Origin of the sequence: Pseudomonas sp. HMWF021, assembly GCF_003061005.1 — a bacterium.
GTDB lineage: Bacteria > Pseudomonadota > Gammaproteobacteria > Pseudomonadales > Pseudomonadaceae > Aquipseudomonas.
On sequence record NZ_QAIK01000036.1, the window covers coordinates 1 to 19,709 of the forward strand.

Annotated in this window: 12 protein-coding genes and 1 other RNA gene; 5 read left to right on the plus strand and 8 right to left on the minus strand. The window is 61.3% G+C overall.

The window, feature by feature from the left end; genetic code table 11:
- The coding region (locus tag DBR18_RS03790) for an ABC transporter substrate-binding protein (RefSeq protein ID WP_108589310.1) at nt 1–622 on the plus strand (622 nt) is incomplete at its 5' end.
- A 121-nt stretch (nt 623–743) separates the two neighbouring features.
- Here DBR18_RS03790 and DBR18_RS03800 read toward each other — a convergent pair.
- From DBR18_RS03800 to DBR18_RS03830, 7 genes are all read right to left on the minus strand, one after another.
- Nucleotides 744–2,690: a hypothetical protein gene (locus DBR18_RS03800; RefSeq protein WP_108589311.1), complete on the minus strand. Its 1,947-nt coding sequence runs from the start codon at nt 2,688–2,690 to the stop codon at nt 744–746.
- Between the two features lie 231 nt (nt 2,691–2,921).
- Nucleotides 2,922–3,018, minus strand: an RNA gene (gene ffs, locus DBR18_RS03805) — signal recognition particle sRNA small type.
- A 147-nt stretch (nt 3,019–3,165) separates the two neighbouring features.
- Nucleotides 3,166–4,329: a putative zinc-binding metallopeptidase gene (locus tag DBR18_RS03810; RefSeq protein ID WP_108589312.1), complete on the minus strand. Its 1,164-nt coding sequence runs from the start codon at nt 4,327–4,329 to the stop codon at nt 3,166–3,168.
- A gap of 166 nt (nt 4,330–4,495) precedes the next feature.
- A complete protein-coding gene (gene ligA / locus DBR18_RS03815; RefSeq protein ID WP_108589313.1) occupies nt 4,496–6,853 on the minus strand; it encodes an NAD-dependent DNA ligase LigA in 2,358 nt (785 codons plus the stop codon).
- Nucleotides 6,854–7,001: 148 nt separating this feature from the next.
- Nucleotides 7,002–7,865: a cell division protein ZipA gene (zipA, locus tag DBR18_RS03820; RefSeq protein ID WP_108589314.1), complete on the minus strand. Its 864-nt coding sequence runs from the start codon at nt 7,863–7,865 to the stop codon at nt 7,002–7,004.
- A gap of 259 nt (nt 7,866–8,124) precedes the next feature.
- Nucleotides 8,125–11,613: a chromosome segregation protein SMC gene (gene smc / locus DBR18_RS03825; RefSeq protein ID WP_108589315.1), complete on the minus strand. Its 3,489-nt coding sequence runs from the start codon at nt 11,611–11,613 to the stop codon at nt 8,125–8,127.
- Nucleotides 11,614–11,615: 2 nt separating this feature from the next.
- On the minus strand, nt 11,616–12,275 hold the full coding sequence (locus tag DBR18_RS03830; protein WP_045122360.1) for a GntR family transcriptional regulator: 660 nt from the start codon (nt 12,273–12,275) through the stop codon (nt 11,616–11,618).
- 268 nt (nt 12,276–12,543) lie between these two features.
- On the opposite strand from DBR18_RS03830, the gene xdhA reads away from it, so the two are divergent.
- The 4 genes from xdhA to guaD all read left to right on the plus strand — a co-directional run bounded on the left by xdhA (nt 12,544) and on the right by guaD (nt 18,709).
- Entirely contained in the window at nt 12,544–13,998 is a 1,455-nt protein-coding gene (gene xdhA, locus DBR18_RS03835; RefSeq protein ID WP_108589316.1) for a xanthine dehydrogenase small subunit, read from the plus strand.
- A complete protein-coding gene (gene xdhB / locus DBR18_RS03840; RefSeq protein WP_108589317.1) occupies nt 13,991–16,390 on the plus strand; it encodes a xanthine dehydrogenase molybdopterin binding subunit in 2,400 nt (799 codons plus the stop codon). Before xdhA ends, xdhB begins: the two co-directional genes overlap by 8 nt.
- Nucleotides 16,391–16,533: 143 nt before the next feature.
- Nucleotides 16,534–17,391, plus strand: a complete 858-nt coding sequence (xdhC, locus tag DBR18_RS03845; RefSeq protein WP_108589318.1) for a xanthine dehydrogenase accessory protein XdhC — start codon at nt 16,534–16,536, stop codon at nt 17,389–17,391.
- A gap of 13 nt (nt 17,392–17,404) precedes the next feature.
- On the plus strand, nt 17,405–18,709 hold the full coding sequence (gene guaD, locus DBR18_RS03850) for a guanine deaminase (RefSeq protein WP_108589319.1): 1,305 nt from the start codon (nt 17,405–17,407) through the stop codon (nt 18,707–18,709).
- 182 nt (nt 18,710–18,891) lie between these two features.
- On the opposite strand, the gene DBR18_RS03855 is transcribed toward guaD, so the two are convergent.
- Nucleotides 18,892–19,656, minus strand: coding sequence for a GntR family transcriptional regulator (locus DBR18_RS03855; RefSeq protein ID WP_103368378.1), 765 nt, complete (start codon nt 19,654–19,656; stop codon nt 18,892–18,894).
- Nucleotides 19,657–19,709: the final 53 nt, after the last annotated feature.

Sequence of the window (19,709 nt, forward strand, 5' to 3'; positions counted from 1 at the left end):
CCAGGGCATTCTCCACGACATCATGCTCAGCCTGGCGACGCAGGTCGGCGTGCCGGCCGAATTTCACGTGCTGCCGCGCACCCGCGTGCAAAGTGCCATGGAGCGCGGTGAAGTCGACGTGCGCTGCTATGCCGCACAATCGTGGCTGCCGAATCAGTCCGGAGACTACATCTGGAGCATTCCGCTGCTGTTCCAGCGCGATTTGCTGATCAGCGGCCATGATCAACCGCCCCTTGTCGATCCCGCCCGCCTCCCCCGTCAATCGATCGGCACCGTGCTCGGCTACACCTACCCGACTCTGCAACCCATGTTCGACGCCGATCGCCTGCAACGCGAAGACGCGCGCAATCAGGAGCAAGTGCTGGAAAAACTCTTGGCCGGCCGCTACCGCTATGCGGTGAGCAATCAATGGACCCTGGACTGGTTCAACCAGCGCCTGCTGCCCGAACAGCAACTGCAAGGGGTAGCGGTGCTGCAGGAGCAGCATGTCGGCTGTTATGTGAGGAATGACCCGCAGGTGCCGGTGCAGCGAATTCTGCGCACGTTGCTGCGGATGAAAATGTCGGGGGAGATTGATGAGATTATCCGGTTGTATACCGGGTCCTCGGAAACCACCCCATAACCCATTGTGGGAGCGGGCTTGCTCGCGAAGGCGGTGTGTCAGTCACCTGATTCGTTAACTGGCACACCGTCTTCGCGAGCAAGCCCGCTCCCACAGGGAGGCATTTCCGACAGAGAATTATTCAGTAACCGTGCGACTCGCGGAATTTCTGGTAGTCGTGGAATTCGATCCACTCGACCACATCGTACGGCAGATAAAGCTGCTGCCGGGCGCGGGAAATGGCGATGTACACGGCGCAGATCCGCTTGTCGAACGCATAAGCGTCCCTGAACTGCACGTTGGTCAGCAACTCGGGCGTCAGCAAAACCCGATCAAACTCCATGCCGCCCGCCTCCTGCGCCTGCATCAGCAGACAGCTTTTGCCGGGGCCACCGATCATCCGGTTGAGCCGGGTCAGATCAGCCACCTTGAAGCCTTTTTCCAGCTCGGCCTCGACCCACAGAAACGCCTCGTCGAACTGGTTGGCATCGCGTACCTGCTGCCACTTCGGCAGGTCGCTGAAGTAGCGATGCGGGCCTTTCTCGCTGTGCTCGGCACTGTAGTAATCGGCCTTGAACAACTCGATGGCGCTGATCATGAAATGCTCAAGATCGCGCTGCGCTTTCATGTCGGCAAAGCTGAACAGGCAGTTGGCATCGTGCAGTTGCATGGCCCACTTCATCGTGTCCCACGGTGAGGCTGTCAGCACCACGCAGCCTTCAGGTGGCACGAAGCCCAGTGGATAGAACTCGATGCCGACGTCCGCCTCACGCGCGCCCTCGAAGGGCACCTTGCCTTTTTCCGAGTGCCGGGAAATCAACGGATTGACCAGACGTTCGACGTTGCGCCCGGAGCGCACGGAATAAGTGATATCGCTCTGGCGTACTTCACGCTTTCTTTTCACCAGATCGCGCTCGGCGTGCTGGTACTCATCGCCCAGGGTGATCAACACCTGCCGGCCGCGCTCGATGATCTGCAACAGCGAGGCGGGAATGTCCTGACTCTCGTCGATCAGCACGTGGGTATACCGCGGCGGCACCATACAGCCCGCGAGGCTTGCCCGCTTGATCAGCAACAAGGCTTCGAAGCCGCTCTGCCGGCCCCACGCCGGGTTGGCCTCAAGGTAGGTCCAGACGCGGCTCGAATACTCCAGCAGCACCCTGGACTCGAGGCTGGACAGCGACAGTTTGAAATGCGGCAGATGATGCGCCGACAGGCTGTAGTCCCGGGAGTGGCAATAGCGCTCGAGGATTTCCAGACAGATGTTGAGGGTTCTCTGCGCGTCATGCTCGCGAAAGCCGAGGATGTTCAGTTCCTGCGCCAGGTTCTTTTTGCTCGCGACTCTGGTTGCGCCTGCGGGCTGCGGCCTGCGCCCGTAAATCAGCCCGCGCGCGAACGCCTCGAAGGTGATGCCGGGCTTGCGCTCACTGGCAAAGCCCATGCGCTGGCACAGGGTCGCGAGTTTTTCCGGCGTGCGCGCCAGCAACAGGGTTTGCTGCGGTCGCAGGCACTCAGTCAGAGCACCGACCAGATGACTCTTGCCGATCCCGGCATAGCCTTGCACGTGCAGGTCTTCATCGAGGTTGGCGCGAAAGGTTCTGACCAGTTTGTCTTGCGCGGCGCTGAGCCAGCGCTCGCGGTGCGCGGGGCTGATCATCTGCTGGCTGAACGGATTATTGATCGCGTGGTGGCGGGTCTTGAACTCGTCATCCCATTTGCCATCGGCCAGCAGGTAATCCTGCGCCGCCACCTCTTCGGCCAACAGCAACCGCAGGTTCAGCCCTCTGATGACGTTCAGCCCGAAATACAGCTGGCGCGGATCGAACAATCGTTGCGCCTCGGACAGCAGGCCTGCCCCGCCATCGACCGCCCAGGCGATCAAGCGAGCCAGCACCTTCTCCGCCGCTGCGGCGGTGAGATCCCTTTCGGCGGCCTGGGCCAGATTCTGGATGACCAGCACGGCGGCCAGTTGCGCATCCGTGAGTTCGCCGAGGTTTTTTGCGCCATCGGGTTGCAACAGGCTCGCGCAGGTCTCGTCCGTGACGGGCAAGTACACGGCGGTGGATAAATCGTGATGTTCCGGGTGCATACAACCTCGTAGCCAGGACGCGAACTTGTCAACGACGCGCGCAGCAAGACGGTGGAGTATGCCACTGTTCAACCTTGGTGGCTGAACAGGCATCGGGGGGGGCAGCCTTCGCGAGCAGGCTCGCTCCCACAGGGAGCCGGCGTGAAAGCCTAAATCACAGGCATAAAAAAACCGCAGTGGGCGAAACCCATGCAGTTCTGTTGAAGCGATCGCTGTTCGTTAAGGTGGTAACCCCACCAGCCACACCCCGGCACACAATGTTCCCGCTGTGGCTGCTGCCTTCCGGCTCTGACCAGGTTCACGGGTAATCGTTGCGGGGGGACCGATGGGGTCACCATAACGACACTCACCTGTCGGCGAGCCGCGCCATTGTACCTGTCTGAGATGAAGTTACAACCGTTGGTTGCAGATAAAAAATATGAACGGGTTCAAGGACATGCGCAGTGCCCGAAAAGATCGCAGCCTGCGGCAGCTCCTACAGGGTCAGCACCTCGTCCGCCTTGCCGCCCGCCTGCTGGATCACCAGATGGATGAAGTGCAGCTTGGCAATCGCCGCCGCCGGCAACACGAACGGGTAGAAATCCGGCTGACCCATGCTGCGTGACAGTTCGTTGAGCATGCCGGCCAGTTCGATCCACGCGTTGACGAACGACAGGAACGCCGCGCCGCCCGGGTGCTCCGGGTCGTACAACGTGCTCGACGGAAACGGCTGGTAATCGAGGTCCATCTCCCGCGCGCTCATGCCAAAACCCAGCGCGGTGTCCACCGCGTCCATCATGTGCAGGTAATGCGCCCAGGTTTCCGCCCAGTCTTCCCACGGGTGCATGGTCGCGTAGGCGCTGACGAAGTGTTGCGGCCAATCCAGCGGTGCGCCTTGCTGGTAGTGACGGTCGAGCGCTTCGGCGTAACTGGCGCGCTCGTCGCCGAACAGGTTGCGGAACGACTCCAGCCACGGGCCGTTGGCAATCAGACGATCCCAATAGTAATGCCCGACCTCATGCCGGAAATGCCCGAGCAGCGTGCGATAAGGTTCATGCATCGCCGCCCGCACCTGCTCACGATGGGCATCGTCGGCTTCTTTGATGTCGAGGGTGATCAGGCCATTGGCGTGGCCGGTCATCGGCGCGTTGCCTTCGAGGTCGACGCCGATGAAGTCGAAGGCCAGACCGGTGGCCTCATCCACGGTTTTCGGGATGACCGGCAGGCCGAGGGTAATCAGTTGCGCCACCAGTCGGCGCTTGGCGATCTCGACCTTGCGCCAGCGTTCGGGGTTTTCCGCCACCGAGAGGTCGGGGATGGTGCGGTTGAGGCTGCAGGCGATGCACAGGCTGTCGCGGCCGTTATCCGGCAGCAGCCAGTTGCACGCGGCGGGCGTATCGAGGTTGGCGCAGCGGCGGAACAGTCCGGCGTCAGGGTCGGCATCGAGTGTCCAGGTGCCCTCTTCCGACCCCGGCTGCAACGAGGTCAAGCGACTTTCTTCGGGCTGATAACCCAGCATGGCATTGCAGGCCAGACACTGACTGTTGCGAAAGAACAGCGACTGGCCGCAGCGGCACGGCCAGATTTTGCTGTTGCGTGAAGATTCGCCCATGAACGGCGCGACGATACGAGAACTGAGCTGCTCGAAAAAGCGGTACATGGCGATCTCTCCCTGGGGCTTGCCAAGACTAGATCATTGCCGAGCCAACATCGTTCCCATGCCTTGCGTGGGGAGAAATCAAAAGATCGCAGCCTGCGGCAGCTCCTACAGGAGATCCCGAGACACCAGCCCTGTAGGAGCTGCCGAAGGCTGCGATCTTTTGCTCTTAAACGGATAAACCGTGTCCCTTCAGGAACGCGATAAACGCCTCTTCATCCATCACCTTCACCCCCAGCTCATTGGCCTTGGTCAGTTTCGAGCCAGCGCCCGGCCCGGCGACCACGCAATGAGTTTTCGCCGAGACCGAGCCGGCAACCTTGGCGCCGAGGCTTTCCAGGTGTTCCTTGGCCACATCGCGGCTCATCAACTCGACCTTGCCCGTCAGCACCCAGGTTTCGCCGGACAGCGGAAGGCCTTCGACGACTTTCTTCTCGCTCAGCCAGTGCATGCCGAAATCACGCAGCTGTTTCTCGGCGGCCTCGGCGATCTGCCGATGCTCGGGCACAGCAAAAAACTCGCGCACCGAATTGGCCTGTTTCTCCGGCAGCGCCTGACGCATGTCCAGCCAGTCGGCATTCATTACCGCGTCCAGCGAACCGAATTTGTCCGCCAGTTTCTGCGCGCCGCCCGGGCCGACAAAAGGAATGTGCAGCTTGTCGAGCAGACCGCCGAGCGTGGTGCTGGCGGCGAACTCGGCGCCCAGCTCGCCCTGATCCTGAATCTGCAGACCATGCCCCAGCAACTCGGTAATCACCTGCTGGTTATGCGCATCTTCGAAGAAGCTGTGAATCTCGTGCGCCACTTCCAAGCCGATGTCCGGCAGGTAGGTCAGCACTTGCGGCAACGCCTGCTGCACGCGCTCCAGCGAACCCAGCGAGCGCGCCAGAACTTTGGCCGTTTCCTCACCGACATCGGGAATGCCCAGCGCATAAATAAACCGTGCCAGCCCCGGTTTCTTGCTGTCTTCGATAGCCGCCAGCAGCTTGTTGCTGGAGACCTCGGCAAAGCCCTCCAGATCAACAATGTCGTCGAACTTCAGCGCGTACAAATCGGCCGGCGAACTAACCAGGCCTTCGTCGACCAGTTGCTCGACGCTCTTGTCGCCAAGCCCCTCGATGTCCATCGCCCGGCGCGACACGAAGTGAATGATCGCCTGCTTCAGTTGCGCGCCACAGGCCAGACGACCGACGCAGCGGTACACCGCACCTTCGCTGATGGTTTCCTTGCCTTTGCTGCGCTTGACCAGTTGCGTGCGCTCGACGTGCGAGCCGCAGACCGGGCAGCTCTCGGGAATCTGCACCGCGCGCGCGTTCTCGGGACGACGATCCATGACCACTTGGACCACTTGCGGGATCACGTCACCGGCGCGACGGATGATCACCGTGTCGCCGATCATCAGGCCCAGACGCGCCACTTCATCCATGTTGTGCAGGGTGGCGTTGGCCACGGTGACGCCAGCGACCTTGACCGGTTTCAGCCGCGCCACCGGGGTGACGGCGCCAGTGCGACCGACCTGGAATTCCACGTCGAGCAACTCGGTGAGTTCTTCCATCGCCGGGAATTTGTGCGCGATCGCCCAGCGCGGTTCGCGGGCGCGGAAGCCCAGCTCACGCTGATCGGCGATGCTGTTGACCTTGAACACCACACCGTCGATTTCGTAGGCCAGCGCGTTACGTCGCTCACCGATGTCGCGGTAGTAGTCCAGACATTCGCCGATGCCTTTGGCCAGTTTCAGTTCATGACTGATCGGCATGCCCCACTTCTGCAACTGCTTCAGGTTGCCGATGTGGGTGTCGGAAATATCGTGGGAAACCTGGCCGATGCCGTAGCAGCAGAATTCCAGCGGGCGATTGGCGGTGATCTTCGAATCCAGCTGACGCAGGCTGCCGGCAGCGGCGTTGCGCGGGTTGGCGAAGGTCTTGCCGCCGACTTCCAGTTGCGAGGCGTTGAGGCGCTCGAAACCGGCCTTGGACATGAACACTTCCCCACGCACTTCCAGAGTCGCCGGCCAGCCTGTGCCATGCAGCTTCAACGGAATGTTGCGCACGGTGCGCACGTTGACGCTGATGTCTTCACCGGTGGTGCCGTCGCCGCGAGTAGCGCCGCGCACCAGCACGCCGTCCTGATACAGCAGGCTGACTGCCAGGCCATCGAGCTTCGGCTCGCAGCTGTATTCCACCGCCGCGCCACCGCCGAACAGATCGCCGACCGGCAGATCCAGACCCTCGGTCACCCGGCGGTCGAATTCGCGCATGTCGGCTTCTTCGAAGGCGTTGCCGAGGCTGAGCATCGGCACTTCGTGACGCACCTGGGTGAACGCGGTCAGCGCCACGCTGCCCACGCGCTGGGTCGGCGAGTCGCTGGTGATCAGTTCCGGATTGGCCGCTTCCAGCGCCTTGAGCTCGTGGAACAACCGGTCGTACTCGGCGTCCGGAATGCTCGGCTCATCGAGGACATGGTAGCGGTAGTTGTGCTGATCGAGTTCAGCGCGCAGCTCTAGAATGCGGTTTTTGGCGGCGGTCATGGGTGTTCTCTCATAAAGCAAAAGAGCAGCCGAGGCTGCTCCAGTTTTCATCAATTAAAGATCGCAGCCTCGTTGCACTCGACAGCTCCTACAGGGATCGCGTTTCCCTGTAGGAGCTGCCGAAGGCTGCGATCTTTTGATCTCGGCCTTAGCGCTTCTGGGTCAGGGCGCGGCGTTCGAATTCGACGATGCGCTGACGGTAGTGCTCGATGGTCTGCGCGGTCAGCACGCTGCGCTGGTCGTCTTTCAGCTCGCCGTTCAGTTCCTGGGACAGCTTGCGCGCTGCCGCCACCATCACGTCGAAGGCTTGCTTCGGATGACGCGGGCCAGGCAGGCCGAGGAAGAAGCTCACCGCCGGGGTGCTGAAATGGTCGATGTCGTCCAGATCGAAAATACCCGGCTTGACCGCGTTGGCCATGGAGAACAGCACTTCACCGTTGCCGGCCATGCTTTCGTGGCGGTGGAAAATATCCATCTCGCCGAAACGCAGACCGCTTTCCAGAATGTTCTGCAGCAGGGCCGGGCCTTTGAAGCCGGCGGCGTCGCGGCAGATCACGCTGATCACCAGCACTTCCTCAGCTTGCGGCTGATCCTTGTCGGCCACGGTCGGCGCAGGCTTGCTGTCTTCGACGAAGTCATCATCACGGCTGCTGAAGCTCGGGCCGCCGTCCAGGTCCAGGTCGAGGTTCAGGTCGCCCTGGGCCGGGCCGTTGCTGCCGCGCTTGCTACGTTTCGAACCGGATTCGCGAGGCTCGCGTGCTTCGCGGGCCGGCATGCTCACCGACGGCAGATCGTGTTCGTCCAGTTGCGGCTCTTTATGCGTATCCAGCACGCGGGCCGGGCCCAACAGCTCAGCGCTGGTGTCCTCGTCCGGCAGGTTGGACAGACTTCGGTCAAGACGGAATTTCAGTTTTCCCTTGCCGCCGCGCATACGGCGCCAGCCATCGAAAAGAATACCGGCTATCACAATGATGCCGATGACGATCAGCCACTCGCGCAGACCGATTTCCATGTAATCCCGTGCCTCTATAAAAAATGCTGAAAAATAAGGGGTTTACATTGTGCAAACCGCTTTAAAACGTGGCGCCAACTCTATGTTCTGACAGGCGTTTTGCCCACGTATACGAAAAATTGACATTAAACTAGCACGACCAAAGACAACTTTACACCGTCTGTCACGTTGGCTTGCGCGAATATGTCGATTGGCCAGCAAGTCGAAGTCGGTAAAAAAGTCCTACAGACTACTCATACCCTTCCGACACCACGCTGACTCAGGCGTCCACCATCGCCATCGCCTCCTCGACATCCACTGCAACCAGTCGCGAACAACCCGGCTCGTGCATCGTCACCCCCATCAGTTGATCGGCCATTTCCATGGCGATCTTGTTGTGGGTGATATAGATGAACTGCACGGTCTGCGACATCTCTTTAACCAATCGTGCGTAGCGTCCAACGTTAGCGTCATCCAGTGGCGCGTCAACTTCATCGAGCATGCAGAACGGCGCCGGATTCAGTTTGAAGATGGCAAAAACCAGTGCCAGCGCAGTCAGGGCCTTTTCCCCGCCGGAGAGCAAATGGATGGTGCTGTTCTTCTTTCCTGGCGGCCGCGCCATGATCGTCACCCCTGTATCGAGTAGATCTTCGCCCGTCAGTTCCAAATACGCGCTGCCACCACCGAAAACTTTCGGGAAAAGTGCCTGTAAACCGCCATTGATCTGATCAAAGGTATCTTTGAAACGGTTACGGGTTTCCTTGTCGATCTTGCGAATGACGTTTTCCAGGGTCTCCAGTGCTTCCACCAGATCGGCGTCCTGCGCGTCCAGATAACGTTTACGCTCGGATTGTTGCGTGTATTCATCGATGGCCGCGAGGTTGATCGCGCCCAGGCGCTGAATCCGCGCATTGATTCGTTCGAGTTCTTCTTCGGCGGCGCGTTCACTGGCCTCCGGGGTCAATGTCGCGAGCACGCCATTGAGATCGTAGCCGTCTTCGAGCAATTGATCCTGCAACGCCTTGCGCCGCACGGTCAGCGCTTGCCACTCCATGCGTTGCTGTTCGAGCTGGCCACGGATCAGTTGCGATTGCTGCTCGGCCTGGGTCCGGCGTTTTTCCGCCTCGCGCAGTTCGCGGTCGGCGTCTTCCAGCGCGATCTGCGCCGTCTTCAGCTCTTCGTCGACGGTCATGCGTTTGTCGAGCAGCTCTTCGAGTTTCAGGCGCAGCTCTTCCAGCGGTGCCTCGCCCTCCTCCAGATTCAGACTCAACTGTTCGCGCTTTTCCGTCAGGCGCTCGGCCTGCATCTCCAGACGTTCCAGCGCCTGACGCGTGGAGTCATGTTGCGCGCGCAGCGAACCAAGACGCACCGCCAATTGGTGAGCGTGATCCTTGTGCTGGCGGGCTTCCTGGCGCACGCGATCGAGGCGTTCGCGCAGGCTGTCGCGCTGGGCCAGCAGCAATTCGCGCTGCTCGGTGTCCAGCGCCATGGCATCAAGCGCTTCCTGCAATTGCATGCGCGCTTCGCCGACCTGTTCGTGCTCCAGCTCGCGCTGTTCGCCGAGTTCGACCAGCTCCTCATCGAGTCGGGTGCGGCGCAGCGTCAGTTGTTCAGCCTTGGCTTTACCGGCGGACAGTTGAGCCTTCAATTCACCTTGGGAACGGGCTTCGTCCTGCAGCAAACGGCGCAAATGTTCGCGGCCGTTTTCCTGCTGCCGCTGTTGCGCCCGCAGGGTTTGCAAACGGGTTTCCATGGCCTCGACCGTGGCTTCACGTTCTTCGCGCTCGGCGTGCAGCGTTTCGATTTCCTGGCCCCGGGCGAGCATACCGCTCTCGGCTTCACTGGCACGACGCACCCGCAAAAAGTGTCGACCGACCCAGTAACCGTCGCGGCTGATCAGGCTCTGCCCGGCAGTCAACTGACCGCGCAAGGCCAAGGCTTGCTCAAGGCTGTCGACCGGTCTGACCTGGCCGAGCCATGGCGACAGATCGATCTGCGCCTCGACTTTATCCAGCAGACTGCCCGCCACGCGCACACCATCGCTGGCGGGGCTGAGCAGGCGCAGATCACCTTGGGTGAACCCGGACAGATCGAAACCGCTGAAGTCATCCACCAGCACCGCTTGCAGGTCGGCGCCGAGCACGGTTTCCACCGCCAGCTCCCAGCCGGCCTCGACCTTCAGGCCTTCGGCCAGACGTGGACGTTCGGTGAGGTTGTGTTCCTTCAACCATTCGGCGGTGCCGGTGCCCGGATCGAGCGCGGCTTGCTGCAAGGCTTCCAGCGAGGCCAGTCGCCCGTTGAGGCGCTGCAAATCGCCCTGCGCCTGTTGCTGCGCGGTCAGTGCCTGTTGCAGTTCCTGACGCAATTGTTCAAGTTTTTCGACCTGCGCTTCTTCGCTGGTCTGCAAATCTTCAAGGGTCGCTTCGGATTCGGCGAGTTGCTCGTTGAGCGCCATGATCGCCGCGTCTTCCGGGTCGGCGGAAAGCAGATCGCGCTCTTCAGCGAGACGCTTTTGCCGATCGGCCAGACGCTCCATGCTGGTTTCCAGCTGCTGGATGCGCGACTGCTGCACTTCGGCCTGGCGCCGGGGTTCGGCGGCGGTCAGGTTGAAGGCGTCCCACTGTTCCTGCCAGCCGTGCATGACGCTTTCGGAATCCTCCAGCGCAGCGGCGGCTTCTTCGGCGGCGGCGCTGGTGACTTCCTGCTCGGGGGTGAGCATGTCCAGCTCTTCGCCAAGGGTCAGCAGCAGCGTGCGGTCGTGACCCAGGTGCGATTCGGTTTCCAGGCGCGCGCGTTCGGCTTCTTTCAGATCGTCCTGCAACTGGCGCAGGCGCTGCTGACCGTGCTGGATGCTCTGCTCGACCCGGGCGATGTCGCCGCCGACCGAATAGAAGCGCCCCTGCACCAGATTGAAGCGTTCTGACAGCTCATGGTGCCCGTCGCGCAGGCGCTCGATGGCCGCATCGGCATTGCGCTGCTCGGCGACCAGCGCTTCGAAACTGACCTCCTGGGTGCCGATGATCGACTCGCGCTGGCCGACCTGATCGTTCAGATCCTGCCAGCGCAGGGCCGACAGTTGCGCCTTGAGCTGGCGCTCTTCGCTCTTGTATTCCTGATACTTCCTGGCGGACTCGGCCTGACGGTGCAGACGCTCGAGCTGGCGTTCGAGTTCTTCACGCAGGTCGGTCAGACGCGCAAGGTTTTCGTGGGTGCGGCGGATGCGGTTTTCGGTCTCGCGCCGGCGCTCCTTGTATTTGGAGATGCCCGCCGCCTCTTCGATGAAGTTGCGCAGGTCTTCCGGTTTGGCTTCGATCAGCTTGGAGATCATCCCCTGCTCGATGATCGAGTAGCTGCGCGGGCCGAGGCCGGTGCCGAGGAAGATGTCGGTGATATCGCGACGGCGGCATTTGGCGCCGTTGAGGAAATAGCTGTTCTGGCTGTCGCGGGTGACCTTGCGGCGAATGGAGATCTCGGCGTAAGCCGCGTACTCGCCGACCAGCGTGCCGTCGGAGTTATCGAACACCAGTTCGATGCTCGCCTGGCTCACCGGTTTGCGGCTGGTCGAGCCGTTGAAGATGACGTCGGTCATCGACTCGCCGCGCAGGTTTTTCGCCGAACTTTCGCCCATCACCCAGCGTACGGCGTCGATGATGTTCGACTTGCCGCAACCGTTCGGCCCGACGACCGCCGCCATGTTACTGGGGAAGTTCACCGTGGTCGGGTCGACGAAGGACTTGAACCCCGCCAGTTTGATGCACTTTAGCCGCACGCTCAGGCAACCGTCAGGGCGGAGACCACCAGATCGCAGCTGCGCTGGGCGTAAGCCGTCAGCACGATGCGGATCTGCGGCAAATCACGGGCGAGCACAGCGGCGAGCAGGCGTTCGAACAGTTCGAGGAACTCGCTCATTTCGGCCTTGCGCTGTTCGAGGGCGAGGAAATACGCACGGCTCATGGCCGGCTGCAGGTTCTCGACGGTCTCTTGCAGGTACGGGTTGTTGGCGAACGGGTACGCGGCGCGCATCACGGCGAAGCTGTCGTCGACGAAGGTGCGGATGTCCTGACGCTCGTAGCTGGCACCCAGACGCTGCTGGATCTGCACGAACGGCGCCATGTCGGCCTGGGTCTGCCAGCCATTGGCGACCGCGTTGCCGAGCAGGATGTACAGCTCGCTCATCAGCGTGCACAGGCTCTGCACCTTGTGCGCGGTGAGTTCGGTGACATGGGCGCCCCGTCGCGGCAGGATCGCGATCAGGTGGCGGCGTTCGAGGATCAGCAGGGCTTCGCGGACCGATCCGCGGCTGACATTGAGGGCCAGCGTGACCTTCTGTTCCTGGATGCGCTCTCCCGGCTTCATTTCGCCGCGAATGATGCGTTCGGCGAGGTGGTGAGCGATTTGCTCGGCGAGGCTGTCCGGCGCCTTGAACGTCATGGTTGTCCTTCAAACTCTTCGATCTGCACAAGCGGCGCAGTGTAGCGCAAATGCACGGTCATGGCGGAGTGCCCGCAGCGCGGTTTTTGGCACGATTCAAGCAAAAAAAGCAGTGGATCCGCTCAGGGTCAATACTCAATGGAGTACAGGTTAATCGACAAAACGGATTTTCCTGACCTTTAAGTCAGAAAACCATTGACCGAAAAGTCAGACCTGCTAAATTCGGCTCAAGTCGGTTAACAACAATAATGAGTCTGCGAGGCCTTCCGTGATCCAGTTTTTACTTAACCAGGAACTCCGTAGCGAGCACGCCCTGGACCCGAATCTGACCGTGCTCAATTACCTGCGCGAACACGTGGGCAAGTCCGGCACCAAAGAAGGCTGCGCCAGCGGCGACTGTGGCGCCTGCACCGTGGTGGTCGGCGAGTTGCAAACGGATGACGACGGCCGCGAACACATTCGCTATCGCAGCCTCAATTCGTGCCTGACCTTTGTGTCGTCGCTGCACGGCAAACAACTGATCAGCGTCGAAGACCTCAAGCACAAGGGCGAACTGCACAGCGTGCAGAAAGCCATGGTCGAGTGCCACGGCTCGCAGTGCGGTTTCTGCACCCCCGGTTTCGTCATGTCGCTGTTCGCCCTGCAGAAGAACAGCGATGCACCGGATCACGCCAAAGCCCACGAAGCGCTGGCCGGCAACCTCTGCCGCTGCACCGGCTACCGGCCGATCCTCGCCGCCGCCGAGCAATCGTGCTGTGGCAAGCAACCGGATCAGTTCGACGCCCGTGAAGCCGAGACCATCGCCCGCCTCAAAGCCATCGCCCCGACCGATATCGGCGAACTCAACAGCGGCGACAAGCGCTGCCTGGTGCCGCTGACCGTGGCCGATCTGGCGGATCTGTATGACGCTTACCCACAAGCGCGGCTGCTGGCCGGCGGCACCGATCTGGCGCTGGAAGTCACCCAGTTCCACCGCACCCTGCCGGTGATGATTTACGTCGGCAACGTCGCCGAGATGAAGCGCATCGAAACCTTCGACGACCGCATCGAAATCGGCGCCGCCACCGCCCTCTCCGACTGCTACGAAGCGTTGAATGCCGAATACCCGGATTTCGGCGAACTGCTGCACCGTTTCGCCTCGCTGCAGATCCGCAACCAGGGCACCCTCGGCGGCAACATCGGCAACGCCTCGCCGATCGGTGATTCGCCACCGCTGCTGATCGCCCTCGGCGCACAGGTGGTGCTGTGCAAGGGTGAAACCCGCCGCACGCTGAACCTGGAAGACTATTTCATCGACTACAAGGTCACCGCCCGTCAGGAAAGCGAGTTCATCGAGAAGATCATCGTCCCCCGCGCGACCGCGGAGCAGCGCTTTCGCGCCTACAAGGTTTCCAAGCGCCTGGATGACGACATCTCCGCCGTCTGCGCCGCATTCAACTTGCGTGTGGAAAACGGCGTAATCACCGACGCGCGCATGGCGTTCGGCGGCATGGCCGCGATCCCGAAACGCGCCGCTCACTGTGAAGCCGTGCTGCTCGGCCAGCCGTTCAACAGCGCCGTGGTCGAACGTGCCTGCGCTGCGCTGGCCGAAGACTTCACGCCGCTCTCGGACTTCCGCGCCAGCAAGGAATATCGCCTGCTCAGCGCGCAGAACCTGCTGCGCAAATACTTCATCGAACTGCAAACACCGCACATCGAGACTCGGGTGACCGCTTATGTCTAACCATCACGGCGTAGAGAAAACTCAAGCTGAACTGGCTGAACTGTTCGCCAGAGACCTGACCACCGGTGTCGGCCGCAGCGTCAAGCACGACAGCGCGCCCAAGCACGTGTCCGGTGAAGCGCAGTACATCGATGATCGCCTGGAATTTCCCAACCAGTTGCACGTTTATGCACGGATGTCGGATCGCGCCCACGCGAAAATCATCAGCATCGACACCAAGCCCTGCTACGCCTTCGAAGGCGTGCGCATTGCGATCACCCACGAAGACGTGCCGGGCCTCAAAGACATCGGCCCGTTGATGCCGGGCGACCCGCTGCTGGCCATCGACGATGTGCAATTTGTCGGGCAACCGGTGCTCGCCGTCGCTGCGAAAGACCTGGAAACCGCGCGCAAGGCCGCCATGGCCGCGATCATCGAATACGAAGATCTGGAACCGGTGCTCGACGTGGTCGAAGCCCTGCGCAAACGCCACTTCGTGCTCGACAGCCACACCCATCAGCGCGGCGATTCGGATTCGGCGCTGGCGACGGCTGAACACCGCATTCAAGGCACGCTGCACATCGGCGGCCAGGAACACTTCTATCTGGAAACCCAGATCTCCTCGGTGATGCCCACCGAAGACGGCGGCATGATCGTCTATTGCTCCACGCAGAACCCCACCGAAGTACAGAAACTGGTGGCCGAAGTGCTCGACGTGTCGATGAACAAGATCGTCGTCGACATGCGCCGCATGGGCGGTGGTTTCGGTGGCAAGGAAACCCAGGCCGCCAGCCCGGCGTGCCTGTGCGCGGTGGTCGCGCACCTCACCGGCCAGCCGACCAAGATGCGTCTGCCGCGGGTCGAAGACATGCTGATGACCGGTAAGCGCCACCCGTTCTACGTCGAGTACGACGTCGGCTTCGACAGCACCGGGCGTCTGCACGGGATCAACATGGACCTGGCCGGCAACTGCGGCTGCTCACCGGACCTGTCGGCGTCGATTGTCGACCGGGCGATGTTCCACTCGGACAACTCGTACTACCTGGGCGACGCGACCATCAATGGTCATCGCTGCAAGACCAACACGGCGTCGAACACCGCTTACCGGGGTTTCGGCGGCCCGCAAGGCATGGTCGCCATCGAAGAAGTGATGGATGCGATTGCCCGCCACCTCAACCTCGATCCGCTGGCTGTGCGCAAGGCCAACTACTACGGCAAGACCGAACGCAACGTCACCCACTACTACCAGACCGTCGAGCACAACATGCTCGAAGAAATGACCGCGGAACTTGAGGAAAGCAGCCAGTACGCCGAACGCCGCGAAGCGATCCGTCGCTACAACGCCAACAGCCCGATCCTGAAAAAAGGCCTGGCGCTGACCCCGGTGAAATTCGGCATTTCCTTCACCGCCAGCTTCCTCAATCAGGCCGGCGCGCTGGTGCATGTCTACACCGACGGCAGCATCCACCTCAACCACGGCGGCACGGAAATGGGCCAGGGTCTGAACACCAAAGTCGCGCAAGTGGTGGCCGAAGTGTTCCAGGTGGAAATGGACCGCGTGCAGATCACCGCCACCAACACCGACAAGGTGCCGAACACCTCGCCGACGGCGGCCTCCAGCGGCGCTGACCTCAACGGCAAGGCCGCGCAGAACGCTGCCGAGATCATCAAGCAGCGTCTGGTGGAGTTTGCCGCGCGGCACTACAAGGTCAGCGAAGAAGACGTGGAATTCCACAACGGTCATGTGCGCGTGCGCGACCACATCATGACCTTCGAAGCGCTGATCCAACTGGCGTATTTCAATCAGGTCTCGCTGTCGAGTACCGGCTTCTACAAGACCCCGAAAATCTACTACGACCGCAGCCAGGCCCGTGGTCGGCCGTTCTATTACTTCGCCTTCGGCGCGGCGTGCTGCGAAGTGATCGTCGACACCCTGACCGGCGAGTACAAGATGCTGCGTACCGACATCCTCCACGACGTCGGCGCCTCGCTGAACCCGGCCATCGACATCGGTCAGGTCGAGGGCGGCTTCATTCAGGGCATGGGCTGGCTGACCATGGAAGAGCTGGTCTGGAACAACAAAGGCAAGCTGATGACCAACGGCCCGGCCAGCTACAAGATCCCGGCGGTGGCGGACATGCCGCTGGACCTGCGGGTGAAGCTGGTGGAAAACCGCAAGAACCCGGAAGACACGGTGTTCCATTCCAAGGCCGTGGGTGAGCCGCCGTTCATGCTCGGGATTGCGTCGTGGTGTGCGATCAAGGACGCGGTGGCCAGCCTTGGCGACTACAAGCATCAGCCGAAGATCGATGCACCGGCGACCCCGGAGCGGGTGTTGTGGGGGTGTGAGCAGATGCGCCAGCTCAAGACTGTGAAAGCGGTCGAAGCTGAAACCGAGTTGGCTCCGCTCTAGGACCGAGGTGCGGCTTATCGCTGGCAAGCCAGCTCCCACAGTGATCTGTGGTGATTTCAGGATTTGCGGTACACCACAAAACCTGTGGGAGCTGGCTTGCCAGCGATGAGGCCCGAACAGACAACGAAGATGTCGAGGTGAACATGTACAACTGGATCGACGCCCTCGCCGACCTGCAGAACCAGGGCGAACCCTGTGTTCTGGTGACGATCATCGAAGAACTCGGCTCGACCCCGCGTAATGCCGGTTCGAAAATGGTCGTCAGCGCCAGGCAGACCTTCGACACCATCGGTGGCGGGCATCTGGAATACAAAGCCATGCAGATCGCCCGCGACATGCTCGCCAGCGGCAAGCAGGACACCCATCTGGAGCGCTTCAGCCTCGGCGCCAGCCTCGGCCAGTGCTGCGGTGGCGCCACGGTGTTGCTGTTCGAACCGATGGGCCAGGTGCAGGCGCAGATCGCCGTGTTCGGCGCCGGGCATGTCGGCCGCGCGCTGGTGCCGCTACTCGCCAGTCTGCCGTGCCGGGTGCGCTGGATCGATTCGCGGGACGAGGAATTCCCCGAACAGATCCCCCACGGCGTGCGTAAAATCGTCGCCGAAGAGCCTGTGGATGAAATCGACGACCTGCCCGCCGGCAGTTATTGCATCGTCATGACCCACAACCACCAGCTCGACCTGGAACTCACTGCCGCGATCCTCAAGCGCAACGACTTCGCCTACTTCGGTCTGATCGGTTCGAAGACCAAACGGGCCAAGTTCGAACATCGCCTGCGTGATCGCGGTTTCGACAGCGGCGTCGTGCAACGCATGCGCTGCCCGATGGGCATCGGCGAAGTCAAAGGCAAACTGCCTGTGGAAATCGCCATCTCCATCGCCGGCGAAATCATCGCCACCTATAACGCCAATTTCGGCCAGCACACCGCCAGCGCCGAACCGATTGCCAAACTGCTGCCGGTTTCGCGGCGCAGTCAGGCCGCCAAACTCAAAGCCTCAAACTGATTAGAGAACCCTCATGCCTCTGACTCGCAAAGCCTACCGCGCCGCCATCCTGCACAGCATCGCTGACCCCGCCGAAGTCGGGATCGAAGCCTCTTACGAATATTTCGAAGATGGCCTGCTGGTGGTCGATGGCGGCAAGATCAGCGCCCTCGGCCACGCCAGCGAACTGCTGCCGACCCTGCCGGCGGACATCGAGATCACCCATTATCAGGATGCGCTGATCACCCCGGGCTTCATCGACACCCACATCCACCTGCCGCAAACCGGCATGGTCGGCGCCTACGGCGAGCAACTGCTGGACTGGCTCAACACCTACACCTTCCCGTGCGAAAGCCAGTTCGGTGACAAGGCCCACGCTGATGAAGTGGCGGACATTTTCATCAAGGAACTGCTGCGCAACGGCACCACCACCGCGCTGGTGTTCGGCAGCGTGCACCCGCAATCGGTGAACTCGTTTTTCGAGGCCGCCGAGAAGCTCGACCTGCGGATGATCGCCGGCAAGGTGATGATGGACCGCAACGCGCCGGACTATCTGACTGACACCGCCGAATCGAGCTACGTCGAGAGCAAGGCGCTGATCGAACGCTGGCACGGCAAGGGCCGCCTGCACTACGCCGTCACCCCGCGCTTCGCGCCGACCAGCACCCCGGAGCAACTGACCCTCGCCGGCCAATTGCTGACCGAATACCCGGATCTGTACATGCAGACCCACATCAGCGAAAACCTCAAGGAAATCGAGTGGGTCAAGGAATTGTTCCCGGAGCGCAAGGGCTATCTGGACGTTTACGACCATTACAAGCTGCTCGGCGAGCGCTCGGTGTTCGCCCACGGCGTGCACCTGTGCGATGAAGAGTGCGCGCGTCTGGCGGAAACCGGCTCGGCGATCTCGTTCTGCCCGACCTCGAACTTCTTCCTCGGCAGCGGCCTGTTCAACCTGCCGATGGCGGAGAAGCACAAACTCAACGTCGGCCTCGGCACCGACGTCGGCGGCGGCACCAGTTTCTCGCTGCTGCAAACCCTGAACGAAGCCTACAAAGTCATGCAGTTGCAGGGTGCGCGGTTGAGTCCGTTCAAATCGCTGTACCTGGCGACGCTGGGCGGTGCGCGGGCGCTGCGTCTGGAAGACAAGATCGGCAACCTGCAGCCGGGTTCAGACGCCGACTTCCTGGTGCTGGATTACAACGCCACGCCACTGCTCAGCTATCGCCTGAAACAGGCCAACAACATTGCCGAAACGTTGTTTGTGCTGATGACGCTGGGCGATGACCGCACGGTGCAGCAGACGTATGCGGCGGGGGCTTTGGTGCATCAACGCTGAGTTTTCCCGAGGCATAAAAAATCCCCCAGCGCTTTTCAGCCTGGGGGATTTTTGTTGCCTGTCAGATTGCTATCGCTGGCAAGCCAGCTCCCACAGGTTTTCCGGTGTATCGCAGATTCGGTGAACCCCACAAATCCCTGTGGGAGCTGGCTTGCCAGCGATTGGGGCGACTCGGTGTCAGCTCAAAGCTTGGCGCTTGGGCGCCCAGACTTCTTGGTCTGCAACAAATGCGAGAACACCGCATGCAAATCATCCGACGCACTTTCCTCATCGAGGTTGAGCTTGCTGTCGATGTGATCCATGTGATGCATCATCAGATCCACCGCCAGTTCACCGTTGCGCGCTTCGATAGCGTCGATCAACTGGGTGTGTTCGTCATACGAGCAATGCGAGCGGTTGCCGCTTTCGTACTGGGCGATGATCAGCGAGGTCTGCGACACCAGGCTGCGCTGGAAGCTGATCAGTGGCGCGTTTTTCGCCGCTTCGGCCAGTTTCAGGTGGAATTCGCCCGACAGACGGATACCGGCACCGCGATCGCCACGGGAGAAGCTGTCGCGCTCGTCGTTGACCATCTGGCGCAGTTCAGCGATCTGCTCGGCGGTGGCGTGTTGCACGGCCAGTTCGGTGATCGCGCGCTCCACCAAACGACGGGCCATGAACACCTGACGCGCTTCTTCAACGCTCGGGCTGGCGACCACGGCGCCACGGTTTGGCCGCAACAGCACCACGCCTTCATGGGCCAGACGCGACAGCGCGCGGCGAATGATGGTGCGGCTGACCCCGAAGATTTCCCCCAGCGCTTCTTCGCTCAACTTGGTGCCGGGCGCCAGACGCTGTTCGAGTATGGCCTCGAAGATATGCGCGTAGACAATATCGTCCTGGGTTCCGCTGCGGCCGGCTTTGCCTGCTCGCGGTTGTTTCTTGAGGGGTTGCAACTGTTCGTTCATGGGCACTCGAGTCGGGAGAACTGCGGCGAATAGACCGTGACTGTAATACGGCA